We start from the raw sequence: 13,150 nt of genomic DNA, 5'->3' as shown, positions 1-13,150 counted from the left end.
GTTTTCATTCCCCAACGGAGCGAGAGGAAAGGAATCAGCATGATGGTTCCTCTCTGGAGCGAGTGCCGGGAAAGCAAGGTGAGATACCCCGCCCCTTGGGGCGGAAAAGGAGGCAACGCCTCTTGAGTTCAGCTCTTGCCCTGAGGTATTAATACCTTTCATTTTTTTCAACAGGCAGGCTTCGGGCCTGCATTTTTAGGGTTCATGCCCGAAAACTGTGTGAATGGAATGGCCTGAAACTGATCAGTAAATCCGTAATCTTAACGGGTCGGGAAAAGCCTTTTGTGGATTTCTGAATGGCTTAACGCATAGTTGATTTGAGGTGTACATGAAAGGGATGAGATAATTAGCATTGATGATTCTCATGGCTCAGTAAACAAGCTTGAGCGGTCTGTTATGGAGTATATTTTTCCGAAGGCTTTCGTTGAGGTCCAGGCTGAAGTATTGAGTAATAAGCTGGTAAATACCATTGAAATCCCAGTAGGAAGCAATGTTCCGAATGCTTTCAAGGATACCACCTACATTGGTATGAGAGAATACGCAAAAAAAGGCTAAGGCCCAAACCATAATGAGATGCGTGATTAAATAACGTATAATTCCTATGTTCTTAAATGTAGTACGTAACCACTCCTAGACTTTTGGCTTTGGACCCCTCTTCTTAACGACTTTCGCCTTGACTGTCTTCGGTTCCACAGGCAGGGGGACACCCAGGCAATTGAGGATCAGAGCCTGTTTCTCGGAGATTTCACACCACGTTGTCTTTCCCTTTATCGTGAAGGTGTACATGCATTCCAGCTCCTTGAGCACCTTGTTGTAGGTCGTTTTTCGGGTCAGCTCCTTCCTGTGCTCCCTCATTGCATTCCGTATGAGTGTAGATAACATGCCTGCCAGCATGACTATGAACACTTTCCCTTCCAGGGTGGCGTCGGTCTTCACTGCAGGGCGGTCGAAGCCGATGTCGTTCTTGACGTTGTTGAATATCCTTTCCACGCCTTAGTCCGCTAACGGACTAAGGCATAGAGAAGGAATTCAATATGATTCCTGCTCCCCGATTTACTCGTTTGAAAGGCCACAAGTACCAGACGCACGGTATTGAGCTCTTGAAACTGGCTTCATTGTATGGTGCCAATGGAGCAGGAAAGTCGAATCTGATTCGCTCCCTCTCGTTTCTCAAGGACATCGTCGTCACGGGAGACCTGCCCAGTCCGATGAAGTTGAAAAGAATGAAGCATTTCCACTCTCCAGAGGGATCAATGGTGTTGGGCGTTGAGTTCATCAATCAGGAGGTCCCTTACCTCTATGCTGTAGAGATTGGCGAACAGTCGGTCCTCAAGGAAGAATTGTATATCTCCGGGTTGGGTAAACGTGAAGATGAACTCGTGTTCGAGCGATCGACCAACAAAGGTGGAAAGACAGTCTTGCGACTTTCCGAAGGGTTTCTGAACAGCGAGGGAGGTCGTGTACTGAAAGGGATCTTGGAGAATAACCTGATCAAACAGAACAAGACTTGTCTTAAGATTCTTTCTGAGCTCGATAATTCGTTGTTAGTGGATACCAGAAATGCGTATCGGTGGTTCAAGCAAAAACTGGTGATCATCACACCAAGCGTTAGATCCAGTGGTCTTGCCCATAGATTGGATATTGATGAGGAATTCCACCAGTATGCCGAACAGATTGTCTGTTCTTTTAGTGTTGGGATAAAGAAACTGCAAACTGTGACGAAACCAATCGCGGAGTTCTTCGGTGATGACAACAAGGCTGACATGGAGGCGCTGCTCAATAAAGTAACCGAATCTCCAGGTACGCTTCTTGGTCTGATGAACAGCGATGGCGAAGAAATTGTTGTTGTCGAAGAGAACGGGAGAGTGGTTGTAAAGCAGTTGAAGACAGAGCATGCCACAAAAGAGGGCCGTCCCGTGATGTTTGATCTCTCCGAGGAGTCAGATGGTTCCAGACGCTTGATGAACTATCTTCCCGCGTTGAAGGACCTGTTGACCAAGGATGTGACCTATTTCATCGATGAGATTGAGCGCAGCATCCATCCTCTTCTGATTAAGGAAATCATTGGAAAGTTCTCTGCCGACGACAATACCAAGGGGCAACTCATCTGTACAACCCACGAATCAAATCTGCTTGATCAAGAGATCTTCCGGCAAGATGAGATTTGGTTTGTCGAGAAAGACCTCTCGGGAAGTTCCGACCTTTATTCTCTGTGCGATTTTAAGGAGCACAACACAAAGGATATCCGCAAGGGCTATCTCTCCGGACGGTACGGATCCATACCGTTCCTTGCTAACCTGAAAGATCTCAACTGGGATGCCTATGATATTGACCGATAGGCTATTTGAGCGCAAAGAGCCGGATAGAGATGCAACCCTTTGCATAATTTATTGCGAGGGAAGCAAAAGGGAACCACAATACTTCAAATACTTCGAGGGGCTCAGCTCCAGGATCATCCTTGAAGTCGTGGAGGCCGAATCTCAGGGTGACAATTCCCCGTCGGGTTTGTATCAGCAAGCCTGTTCTGATATCGAAGGATCCGGTCCTGACTCACTTGTCAAATATGAGGTGGGGGAAGGGGATCAGGTTTGGTTTGTCATCTATACTGATATGTGGGGTTCCCACATCCCTCTTTTACGTCTCGGTTGTGCGGGTAAAACGAATTGGCATGTAGCGCAAAGCAATCCCTGTTTTGAAGTTTGGCTCTACTATCACTTGTTTGTTGAGGATGCAGCATCTGTCGTGTTGGCTGATTGTACTACATGGAAGAACCATGTGAACGCAATGCTCCCGGGCGGGTTTGATAGTAGGAAGCATCCCATCTATATTTCAGATGCCATAGCCAATGCCCAAAGATACTTCAGGACAGCTGGTGAGGAAGTTTTATACGGGTCTACGGAAATGTTCAAACTTGGGAAAACGCTCTACCCCATGATCGCTTCAGCCGTTGAGAGGGCCAGGCGGATTTCTAGTTTGTAGACTGAAAGTGATTCTGATGCACCTCCTAAGCTTTGATTATGTATTGTTCAATCACTTCAGGATTGTCTCTGATCAGCTGAAGTAGTCTGCGGGAGGGACCTTCTGGAGTATTTCTGCCTCGCTCCCAAGCCTCGACTGTTTTCTTGGACACACCAAGGGAAGATGCAAAGATGACCTGACTCAAGCCGACTCGATTTCGGATTTGCTTGATGTGCTCGCTGGAAAAAGACTCCACCGGTTTTACTGCAATTTTCGTCTTTCTTGCATTGATCTTTCCTCCTTGGTATTTGACGGCCTCATCCAGCCCTTGCATGATGCTTTTATATACACTCATTTCCTTATCTCCTGTTTCTGCAGACCTGTTTCCAGAACAGCAATCACTTTCGCGATTTCGTTCCCCAACGGAGCGAGTGCAGGTAAAGCAAGGTGAGATACCCCGTCCCTTGGGGCGGAAAAGGAGGCAACGCCTCCTGAGTTCAGCTCTTGCCCTGAGGTATTGATACCTTTCATTTCACCGGTTTGCTAGCCAACCGTTGTACAATCTCGGGTTGGGCCGGTTGCATGCGAACCGGGGCGAGATTACGCATGATCAGTTCGAAGTCGTCAACCAGTATTTCTCCAATCATGTGGAAGGCCTGTGGAATTCCCCCTGCCCTGTGGGGGGAGAGGATGACATGTTCTGCATTTCGGATGGGATGGTCGGCGGCACACGGTTCGGTGGGGAACACATCAGTGGAGGCCTTGAATTTCCCTTTGGCCACTTGGGCGGTGAATTCATCGAAATCGACGATTGCGGCCCGACTCATCAACATCACGTTCGCATTGGGACGGATGAGGTCGAACTCCCTTTTGCCGAGAAAGCCTTTGTTCTCGTTGGTCACACCGGCGAGGATGAAGATGAAGTCGTTGGTGGAAAGCACCTCATCCAAGGATGCGGGAATGCAATCGTGCTCGCGGATGACGCTTTCAGGCAACCAAGGATCGTAGACCTGAACCCTACATCTGAATGGAGTCAGCAGTGGTCTGAGACTCCTTCCGAGAAGTCCAAATCCGATAAGTCCCACCGAAGCTCCAGTGAGCATTTGTGCGTTGTGGTTCCCCTCCAACACATACCGTTCGGTTCCTTCACGAAAACGCATATGTTCCCAGGTGATACCTCTGGCTAGATCCAATGCCATACCCAACGCCATCTCGGCCACTGGTCTGGCATAGACTGCTCCACAGTTAAGTACGCGGATGTTCCGTCTGAAACATTCGGCGTAGTCGATATTCTGGTAGAAGTTTCCTTCCACATTGAAGATCACCCGTAGATTGGGGGCTTTGTCGAGCCGCTCTTTCGGCATCGGGCTCTGTCCGATCACCGCAACGGCCTGGCCAAGCAGTTCATCGAAACGTTTGGAATCGAGATGATCTCCATCAGGTCCCTCCACCTGAGCGATTCTGTTGAGCCGTTCCCATGTCTCTTGTGAGAATATCCTCTCCAGTGTTTGCGGATAGGGATCGGCGATGACAAGATGCTTGTCCATATTCTTCCTCCTGGTCAAAATCTCTTCCATTGGTCGGATAGTGCGGCCGAGACCGATTCGTACAGCGCGAACTTGTCATTGTAGATGGCATGGTCGCGTATGTTGGGTTCGAAGGTCTTGCCCATGTGTACCATATGCCGTGCGGCTTCCCTCAGATTACGATAGGTGCCTGCGGCGACGGCAGCAGCCATTGCACATCCTAGGGCACCCAGTTCTCCGGTATCGATTGTCTGGACTGGCAGGGCGAACACATCGCAGAAGATTTGGGTCCAAAGGTCGGACGCCACCACGCCACCGGCGAGTCTGATCGCATCGGTGCTCCCGCGATTGGCGAGCAGACGGTTAAGATGGACCTTATGGCCGAATGCGATGCCTTCCAACACCGCACGTACCATGTGGGCTCGGGTGTGGTGGCTGTCCAATCCGATCAAGGATGCCTTGGCTTGGGCATCGTAGTTGGATCCATAGAGGTAGGGGAGGAACATGATGTGCTGATCCTGAGGTGCCACACCCGAAGCCAGTTGGTCGCAGTAGGCGTAGGGATGCATCCCAGCCTTTTCGGCTGCGATACGTTCTTCGGCGAGGAACATGTCCACAAACCATGCGTGGTTGCTCGCTGAGGTGGGGGAACTTTCCTCGATCAGGTAGTAGTCATCCATGCAGTAGAGCGAGTTCATCATCACACTGTGGTCCAATACGGGTTGCTTGCTGATGTATTCGTTGATGCTCCAGGTTCCTGCGATCACCGCGATGTTCCTCTCATCCACGATATCCATGGCGATTGCGCAGGCATCGATGTCAAACATGCCTCCGGCGACCGGAGTACCCTCCGGAATGCCGGTGAGTGCGGCCGCTTCCTTCGATACCGTTCCGCACAACTCGGCCGACCCCACCAGAGGAGGTATGGCTTCGTAGAGATCTCCCAAGCCAAAGTCCCCGAGCAATTCCTTGTCGAAGCGCTTGGTGGCGCAGTTGAGCAGATTGCTTCCTGAATAATCGGTGATCTCGGCCGATGCCGTGCCTGTGAGCCTGAAGCGAATGTAGTCCTTCACCTCGAATATCCACTTGGTTTGTTCCAAACGCTTCGGCTCATGGTCCTTTATCCAATTCAAGAGTGATACGGGTTGGCAGGCCAGGATGCTCTGAAAGGTTTTCCCGAAGATCCTGTCGGCTGTACCATCTTCAGCCCATTTCTTGGGATATTCCCAAGCCCTTGTATCGGTGGAGATGATGCCGTTTCCATTGGGTGCGTCGTCCTTACCCCAAAGGTAGAGTCCCTTTCCATGTCCCGTGCAGGCCACTCCTCCTATGTGGGAGGGATTCACTTTGCTTTTCGAGATGGTGTTCGCCACCACATTCGCTGTCACGGTCCACAATTGTTCCATGTCCCTCTCAGTGAAACCAGCTTGTGGTGTAAGCATGGGCACACTCGCCGATGCTTTGGCGATTTGTGTGCCCTTCTCATCGAACAATGCGGCCTTGCTCACTGTTCCTCCATTGTCGATACCGAGAAAATAGGTCTTCATATCATGTATCTCCATGTGTGATGATGGTGGGTAGACGTAGCGTGGTGCCTCTCCACTTGATCGTGTCATAAGGCGGGGCATTGAATCCATCGTGTTTCCACGCGAATTCATCGATGATCCGTGGTGGTCCTGCGGGCAGTGCGATACCCTGGAGTTCAAACTTGAGGAATTCGAGCGCATCGACGGGATTCACCGAAAATTGGGAGTAGGGTAGGATTTTCCTCTGCCCCTTTTCAGTAATGACGAAATCGCGGTTTCCCAACGGACTCAACGGACCACCTGCATGATGGAGGTATGCCGATTGCGTGAAACCCTCCAACTCGTGTTTCTCCTCCACTTTTTTGAAGATCGGGCCAAGGGATTCATGCAGGTCCTTTTCCACCGCACCTGCGGTGAAGCGGTCTGCATAGGCCAATGTGGCCTCCCTCAGGGCATGATGTACCGCAAGCTCCCGATGCGAAGGTGCTTCGCCAATTTTCACCAGTTGTGTCGCCGAGTGGAACATATCGAAGTAGCGGGCTCCAATCGCAATCTTGACCACCGCTCCCGGTTCAACGACGGAATCGTCTTCCACCACCGGATGTAGGTGTCGTCTCATTCCCGACAGCCCCAGCATCACCAGATTCAATTCCATATGTCTTCGATGGTAGGTGTGGTGGACCAGGGTCCTCAGGTCCCACCCTGTCATGCCCTCTTCCATATATGCGGCGATTTCTATCAGAGCTTGTCTTGATTCGGCCACAAGCCAATCCAACTTTGCCTTTTGGTTGCCTTCCATACCTTCCGCCAAGGGGGATACGATGGACCGTTCGATCTCAGCATAATCTTCCGTGAGGGGAGATGCGATTCCTTCCTCGGTGAGATCGGGTGAAGTTCCACCGTAGCTGGCTTTCACACCACATTCGTTCCATATTCCCTGTTCGATGAGGTCGTGCACACGATTCGATTCCCACCGATCACTGAAGAATCGCAGCGATGTTGTAGGGGATGTTTCCACAACGGCTTGGACGGTGGTGGGTGTGTTCGCAGCGATTTCGACGACTTGGTGGCGTGATCCGGTGAGCCATCTCATCGCTCCCTCCGAACAGAGGTAGATCTTTTTCTTGCCAAGCTGTTCCAGCTTTTTTTCGAGGATGCGCATCTTCGCGCAAAATTCTCCTTTTGTTATGGATTTAGGCCGTTCCACTGTCATCTCCTTCTTTATCCACGGTAGATTGGAAATCCATGGATGTCAAGAAAAATGATAAAGAAATCGATTGCGCAATCGATTTCATGCTTGACAACTCAAAAAAGTGTGATACGCTTGGGGTACACTATTATAAAAGGAGAGGTGTAATATGAAAAAAATTATTGTTCTCTTGATGGTCCTCGTTCTCCTCGGTTCCTCGCTCTTTGCAGCAGGTCAGGCCGAGGCAGCGGATGATGGAAAGATCACCATCGGAATGACGGTTCCTGGACTCCAGTTCCCGTTCTTCGTAACTATGATGGATGAAGCCAAAGCGTATGCGGATGAACTCGGGGTTGAATTGCTTACCCACGATTCGCAGAACCAGTCTTCAGTCCAGATGTCTGCGGTCGAGAACTTCATTGCCCAGAAGGTCGATGGAATTCTCATTTCCCCAATGACAACCGATTCTCTTGTTCCGGCAATCGAAGCAGCCATTGCAGCCGGCATTCCTGTCGCTACAGTCGATAGAAAAGCCAACACCGACAAGGTCCTCATCCATGTTGGTGCGGACAATGTTGAAGGTGGACGCGCTGCTGCACGCTATATCATCGAGCAGTTGGGCAACAAGGGTACGGTCATTCAGCTCGAGGGCACTCCCGGAGCTTCCGCCGCACTCGATAGGAAGGCAGGATTCGACGAAGTCATCAATGCTTCCAACGTGAAGGTTCTCGTGAGCCAGGAAGCAGACTTCAGCCGCGCCAAAGCCCAGTCGGTTATGGAAAACCTCATGCAGGTCTACACCGATTTCGACGCGGTCTTCGGTGCAAACGATGAAATGATCATCGGTGCCATCGAAGCGATGAATTCGGCTGGTGTCGATCCCGCTTCCAAGGTCACCATCGGATTCGATGCAACCACAGATGCCTTCTCCTATATGGAAGAGGGTAAGTTGGATGCAACGATCGACCAGTTCCCTGGTCGTCAGGCCAGCAGGGCGCTCGATGTGCTCGTCGGCTACATCAAGAATGGCACCAAGCCTGCCAATGCAGTCGAATACATCAACCCGCTTCCAGTCACCGAGTAACGAATTCAAGAATCTCTTTTCCATGGGGCTGGGCGACTAGCTCCATGGATTATGGTAGTAGGAGACCTTCATGGAACCACTATTGAGAATGTCGGGCATCTCCAAATCATTTCCCGGTGTACATGCGCTTACGAACGTGGACTTCGACCTCATGAAAGGTGAGCTGCACGCGTTGGTGGGTGAGAATGGCGCGGGGAAATCGACTCTGATGAAGATCCTTTCCGGCTTGTACAAGGTCGATGAAGGGGATATCTATCTGAGTGGAGAGAAGATTGTGAATACCGGGTTGGGTGAAATGATTCACCACGGTATCGGTGTTATTTACCAAGAATTGAATCTTATTCCGTATCTTTCGGTCGCTGAGAACATCTTCTTGGGCAGGGAGCCCAAGACTTCCATCGGAACCATTGATTGGGCCAAGATGCATGCGATGACGAGAGAGGTGTTGTCCCCCTTCAAGCTTGACATAAAACCACAGCAAAAGGTGAAGGCCCTGGGGGCCGCTTACCAACAGATCATAGAGATCGCCAAGGCGCTTTCGCTCAATGCGGAAATCTTGGTGATGGATGAACCGACCGCTGCATTGACAGGGCATGAGGTCGATAGGCTCTTCGAGATAATCAAGAAGCTCAAGGATGACGGTGTCTCCATCATCTATATCTCCCATAGATTGGAAGAGGTCCACCTTCTTGCCGATCGGATCACCATTCTTCGCGATGGTGAGCGGGTGATCACCAAGCAACGCGGTGAGATGAACAATGACGAGATGATCAAGTACATGGTCGGACGCGTGCTTGAGGAACAGTATCCCCGATATGATTCGAATCCCGGCGATGTGGTCCTCGAGGTGAAGGGACTTAGCAAGCATGGCATATGCGAGGATGTCTCTTTCTCAGCCAGGTCCGGAGAGATCCTTGGCTTCGTGGGTCTCGTGGGTGCCGGGCGGACCGAGATCATGCAGACGATCTACGGATATCGCAAGAAGGATGCCGGTGAGATTATCCTCAATGGCAAGCCCATTGAGATCAAGAGTTGTCAGGATGCCGTCTTGAAGGGTATCGGCTTGATTCCCGAAGAGAGGAAGCAACAGGGATTGGTCTTGGGTATGTCGGTCTTCGACAATGCCGCATTGAGTGTGCTCGATCTCTATTCGACTCTCGGTGTGCTTCATCGTGGTAAGATTACGGATGAGGTCAACACCATGATCGACAGCATGAACATCAAGACTCCCTCGGTCCGTCAGCTGGTGGTGAATCTCTCGGGAGGGAACCAACAAAAGGTGGTCCTGGCCAAGTGGTTCATACGACATTGCGATGTATATATCTTCGATGAACCCACGCGTGGAATCGATGTCGGTGCGAAGGTCGAGATCTATCGATTGATGCAGAACCTCGCGAAACGGGGAGCCGCTGTCATCATGATTTCGTCCGAATTGCCCGAGGCGATGAATATCAGTGACAGGGTCGCGGTGGTGTTCAAAGGTAGGATCGTGAAACAGTTCAAGAAAGGCGAGTTGAACGAAGAGCAGGTAATGGAATACTCCCTCGGCCTGCATGAAAAACGCAGGGCCTGAGACAAGGTGAAGAGGAGCATTGGTGATAACCATGGAAAAGAAGATTGATTGGAAACAATTATTGAAGAACAACGGGATACTCTTGGTGTTCTTTCTCATCATTGTGGGGTTGTCAATTATGTCTCCCTACTTCCTGACGGTGACGAATATTCTGAACATCATCAGGCAGACATCGATTTATGGCATCATAGCCGTTGGGATGACGTTCGTCATCTTGACCGGAGGAATCGATCTCTCGGTCGGTTCGATACTCGCCCTTTCGGGTGCGGTGGCGGCGGGATTGATGAAGAATAACGATGTCGCCCCCTTGATTGCCGCATTGGTGGCGATCATGGTCGGTGGTGGTATCGGTTTGGTGAACGGGTTGTTGATCACTTTCGGTAAAATTGCTCCCTTCGTTGTTACTCTGGGTATGGTCACCATCGCACGTGGTTTGACGCTGATCTATACCGGTGGGTATCCCATCAGCGGCTTCGCCGATGGGTACAGGCAACTCGGAGGTGGATATGTGTTGGGAATTCCCATTCCTGTAATTATATTCTTGGCCACTGTCGCTTTGGCCTGGTTCATTCTCAACCATACCCGGTTGGGGCGCTATACCTACGCGATAGGTGGAAATGAGGAGACGGTGAAGCTTTCGGGCATCAACGTGCGGTTCTATAAATCGATGGCCTATGTGATTGTCGGTATCATGAGCAGTCTCAGTGCCCTGATCCTTACCGCGCGCTTGAATTCAGCCGAAGCTGTTGCCGGACAGGGGTATGAATTGGACGTCATCGCCGCTGTGGTCATTGGAGGAACGAGTCTCTCTGGTGGACGTGGCAGCATCATTGGAACTTTGATCGGTGCGCTTCTGATCGGAACGATCAACAATGGAATGAATCTTTTGGGAATCTCCCCTTACTTCCAGCAGGTGGTTAAGGGAGCCTTGATCATCGGAGCGGTCATCCTCGATAGGCTACGCGATGAAACGAACTGAGAATATCTATAGAATTGGAGAGTGAGATATGAAGAGAAGTGAAATCCATGCAGCATTCGAACAGGGAAAGGGAATATTTCGTTTGGCTCCCAACTGGGTGCCCCGTTCATTCTGTGTCCCTGGAAGAAGAATCAAATTGCATCCCGACGATTACTACGCATTGGGTATGAATCGTGGTGGTATCGACGAAAGATGGTTCAGTTCGACCACTCCGGCTGATAATGGTCCGTTGACGGGGGAGTTCGAGGGATTGAGCTTCTGTGTATACGAAGACAAGGGCGAAACAAAACAATTCTTGCTGCGCGATGCGGTTGATGAGTTGAAGGGAGCGCTTATCGGAGAGCGGCTGTGGAATACCTATGGGAAATGGCCGATGTTCTCGAAGTTCTTCGACAACAAGGGACCGTTGCCCCACCATATCCACCATCGTGATGAGCATGCCTCGAAGATCGGTATGATGGGGAAGCCGGAAGCATATTATTTTCCACCACAATTGAACAACCATGGTGGGGATTTCCCCTATACTTTCTTTGGTTTGCAGCCGGGTGTTACCAAGGAACAGGTCAAGCAGGCTTTGATGGCCTTCACAAAAGGCGACAATAAGATCACCGATCTTTCTTCGGCTTATCGTTTGGTACCTGGAACCGGTTGGGACGTACCTCCAGGGGTGTTGCACGCTCCAGGCAGTTTGTGTACCTATGAACCCCAGATGGCATCCGATGTGTTCGCGATGTACCAATCATTGGTGAACGATGCGGTCATCGAGGAGGACCTCTTGTGGAAGAATACTCCCAAGGACAAGTTGGGAGACTTCGACTATCTCGTTGATGTCATCGATTGGGAAGTGAATGTCGATCCACTCTTCGCGGAACACCACTTCATGGTTCCCAAGCCGGTGAGACCGGTTGAAGAGATGCATGAATTGGGGTATGAAGAGAAGTGGATTGTCTATCGTTCTCCAGCATTCAGTGCAAAAGAGCTCACCGTGTATCCGGGTGCTTCGGTAACTATCACCGACAATGCCGCTTACGGTATGTACGTCGTCCAGGGACATGGTACGTTCGGAACGTGGAACATTGAGTCTCCGGCTCTGATTCGCTTTGGCCAGTTGACCTACGACGAATATTTCGTCAGCGAAGATGCAGCAAAAGATGGGGTCCGAATTGTGAACCCGTCCAAATCGGATCCCATCGTAATCTTGAAGCACTTCGGAGCTGGCAATCCCGATTTGAAACTATAATTACTTGTCGGAGTCGGGTGGAGGAATCGGAGATGATTCGATTTTCTCCATCCTCCGAATGAAGGAAGGTTCATGACGTCACTGAAGGATGTTGCAACTATAGCTGGTGTTTCCCCATCAACGGTTTCCCGCGTAATCAACGGTACGATGTATGTCACTGATGAGACGAGGCGGCGGGTTGAGGAGGCCATCGCGACGGTGAATTATCGTCCGAACCTCCTGGCCCAGAGTTTGCGCCTCAAGGCCACGAGGAATATTGGCCTCTTGGTTCCCGAAATTGCCCACCCGTCATTCAATCTGGTCATCAAATACATTGAGGAGAGTGCCTTCAAACGGGGGTTGAATCTCCTCATCTTCAATACACACAACAATCATGGACGTGAAGCGAACGCCATGGACCTCCTGTTGAGACAACGGATCAACGGCATCATCTTTTCGCGTATTTCCGATGAGAATCATGTTATCAACATGTCCCGTTCATCCGATATTCCCATGGTGGTCATCGACCGCTCTCTACACGATGAAAAAATCCCCAACGTCATCTTGGACAACTATCTGGCAGGGGTCATGGCCGCCGAACATTTGCTGGCTTGCGGATGCAAAAAAATGGCGACCATCACTGGTTCTTTCAAGATTGGTCTTGCACGTGAACGATTCCAGGGTTTCCGTGATACCTTGGAGAAACATGGTCTTCAACTGGATAGGGATCTGGTCTACGAAGGGGAGTTCAACTTTGAGAATGGTGTGGCGGGTGTGACGCATTTCCTTGAGACGGGGTACTCCTTCGATGGTCTGTGGGGGCAGAACGATATGATCGCGGCAGGTGCGATCGGTACATTGGTGAGACATGGAATCAAGGTTCCCGAGGATGTGTCGGTGATGGGCATGGATGATGTGCAGTTCGCCCGTATGTATTGTCCCTCGATATCGACGATCGCACAACCCTACAAGGAGATGTGCGAGAAGGCGGTCGAGTGTATCGATAAGTTGACCAAGGATGAGGAGGTGGAGCAGTTCCAAGTCCTCTATCCCCCGAAACTGGTGGTGCGGGAATCCACGGCGGAAAAGAGTTGAT

General features: G+C 50.6%; 15 protein-coding genes. 9 read left to right on the top strand and 6 right to left on the bottom strand.

Translation table 11 applies throughout. The features are described 5' to 3' along the window. Nucleotides 1-396: 396 nt before the first annotated feature. Entirely contained in the window at nt 397-555 is a 159-nt protein-coding gene (locus DYP60_RS14350) for a hypothetical protein (protein WP_165849589.1), read from the top strand. Between the two features lie 75 nt (nt 556-630). On the opposite strand, the gene DYP60_RS13080 is transcribed toward DYP60_RS14350, so the two are convergent. Continuing rightward, nucleotides 631-990 (bottom strand): hypothetical protein, encoded by a 360-nt coding sequence (locus DYP60_RS13080; RefSeq protein WP_117331465.1) that lies wholly within the window; start codon nt 988-990, stop codon nt 631-633. 44 nt (nt 991-1,034) lie between these two features. Here DYP60_RS13080 and DYP60_RS13075 point away from each other — a divergent pair, with 44 nt between their 5' ends. Together DYP60_RS13075 and DYP60_RS13070 are read left to right on the top strand one after the other, a co-directional pair. Next, a complete protein-coding gene (locus tag DYP60_RS13075; RefSeq protein WP_117331464.1) occupies nt 1,035-2,339 on the top strand; it encodes an AAA family ATPase in 1,305 nt (434 codons plus the stop codon). Continuing rightward, nucleotides 2,323-2,979, top strand: coding sequence for an RloB family protein (locus DYP60_RS13070; RefSeq protein ID WP_165849588.1), 657 nt, complete (start codon nt 2,323-2,325; stop codon nt 2,977-2,979). The genes DYP60_RS13075 and DYP60_RS13070 overlap by 17 nt, the downstream gene beginning before the upstream one ends. A gap of 25 nt (nt 2,980-3,004) precedes the next feature. Here the strand turns inward: DYP60_RS13070 and DYP60_RS13065 are convergent, their stop codons facing one another. The 5 genes from DYP60_RS13065 to DYP60_RS13045 are packed head-to-tail and all read right to left on the bottom strand — an operon-like array spanning nt 3,005 to nt 6,968. Beyond that, nucleotides 3,005-3,313 (bottom strand): helix-turn-helix domain-containing protein, encoded by a 309-nt coding sequence (locus DYP60_RS13065; RefSeq protein WP_117331462.1) that lies wholly within the window; start codon nt 3,311-3,313, stop codon nt 3,005-3,007. Then, a complete protein-coding gene (locus DYP60_RS13060; RefSeq protein WP_117331461.1) occupies nt 3,310-3,489 on the bottom strand; it encodes a hypothetical protein in 180 nt (59 codons plus the stop codon). The genes DYP60_RS13065 and DYP60_RS13060 overlap by 4 nt, the downstream gene beginning before the upstream one ends. Next, nucleotides 3,486-4,505: a hydroxyacid dehydrogenase gene (locus DYP60_RS13055; RefSeq protein ID WP_165849587.1), complete on the bottom strand. Its 1,020-nt coding sequence runs from the start codon at nt 4,503-4,505 to the stop codon at nt 3,486-3,488. Before DYP60_RS13055 ends, DYP60_RS13060 begins: the two co-directional genes overlap by 4 nt. Before the next feature lie 14 nt (nt 4,506-4,519). Next, nucleotides 4,520-6,031, bottom strand: a complete 1,512-nt coding sequence (locus tag DYP60_RS13050) for an FGGY-family carbohydrate kinase (RefSeq protein ID WP_117331459.1) — start codon at nt 6,029-6,031, stop codon at nt 4,520-4,522. 1 nt (nt 6,032) lies between these two features. Beyond that, nucleotides 6,033-6,968: a M24 family metallopeptidase gene (locus DYP60_RS13045; RefSeq protein WP_165849586.1), complete on the bottom strand. Its 936-nt coding sequence runs from the start codon at nt 6,966-6,968 to the stop codon at nt 6,033-6,035. Here DYP60_RS13045 and DYP60_RS14345 point away from each other — a divergent pair. From DYP60_RS14345 to DYP60_RS13020, 6 genes are all read left to right on the top strand, one after another. Beyond that, the gene (locus DYP60_RS14345; protein ID WP_165849585.1) at nt 6,955-7,125 is read left to right on the top strand and encodes a hypothetical protein; all 171 of its coding nucleotides are present in this window, start codon (nt 6,955-6,957) and stop codon (nt 7,123-7,125) included. The genes DYP60_RS13045 and DYP60_RS14345 overlap by 14 nt on opposite strands. 243 nt (nt 7,126-7,368) lie before the next feature. After that, nucleotides 7,369-8,283, top strand: a complete 915-nt coding sequence (locus DYP60_RS13040; RefSeq protein ID WP_117331457.1) for a substrate-binding domain-containing protein — start codon at nt 7,369-7,371, stop codon at nt 8,281-8,283. A gap of 70 nt (nt 8,284-8,353) precedes the next feature. Then, the gene (locus tag DYP60_RS13035; protein ID WP_117331456.1) at nt 8,354-9,856 is read left to right on the top strand and encodes a sugar ABC transporter ATP-binding protein; all 1,503 of its coding nucleotides are present in this window, start codon (nt 8,354-8,356) and stop codon (nt 9,854-9,856) included. 31 nt (nt 9,857-9,887) lie between these two features. After that, nucleotides 9,888-10,835: an ABC transporter permease gene (locus DYP60_RS13030; RefSeq protein WP_117331455.1), complete on the top strand. Its 948-nt coding sequence runs from the start codon at nt 9,888-9,890 to the stop codon at nt 10,833-10,835. 28 nt (nt 10,836-10,863) lie between these two features. Beyond that, on the top strand, nt 10,864-12,075 hold the full coding sequence (locus DYP60_RS13025) for a cupin domain-containing protein (RefSeq protein ID WP_117331454.1): 1,212 nt from the start codon (nt 10,864-10,866) through the stop codon (nt 12,073-12,075). A gap of 72 nt (nt 12,076-12,147) precedes the next feature. Next, nucleotides 12,148-13,149: a LacI family DNA-binding transcriptional regulator gene (locus DYP60_RS13020; protein WP_117331453.1), complete on the top strand. Its 1,002-nt coding sequence runs from the start codon at nt 12,148-12,150 to the stop codon at nt 13,147-13,149. Nucleotide 13,150: the final 1 nt, after the last annotated feature.

This window comes from Sphaerochaeta halotolerans, from assembly GCF_003429665.1.
Classification (GTDB): domain Bacteria; phylum Spirochaetota; class Spirochaetia; order Sphaerochaetales; family Sphaerochaetaceae; genus Sphaerochaeta; species Sphaerochaeta halotolerans.
This window is presented reverse-complemented; position numbering and strand designations above follow the sequence as displayed.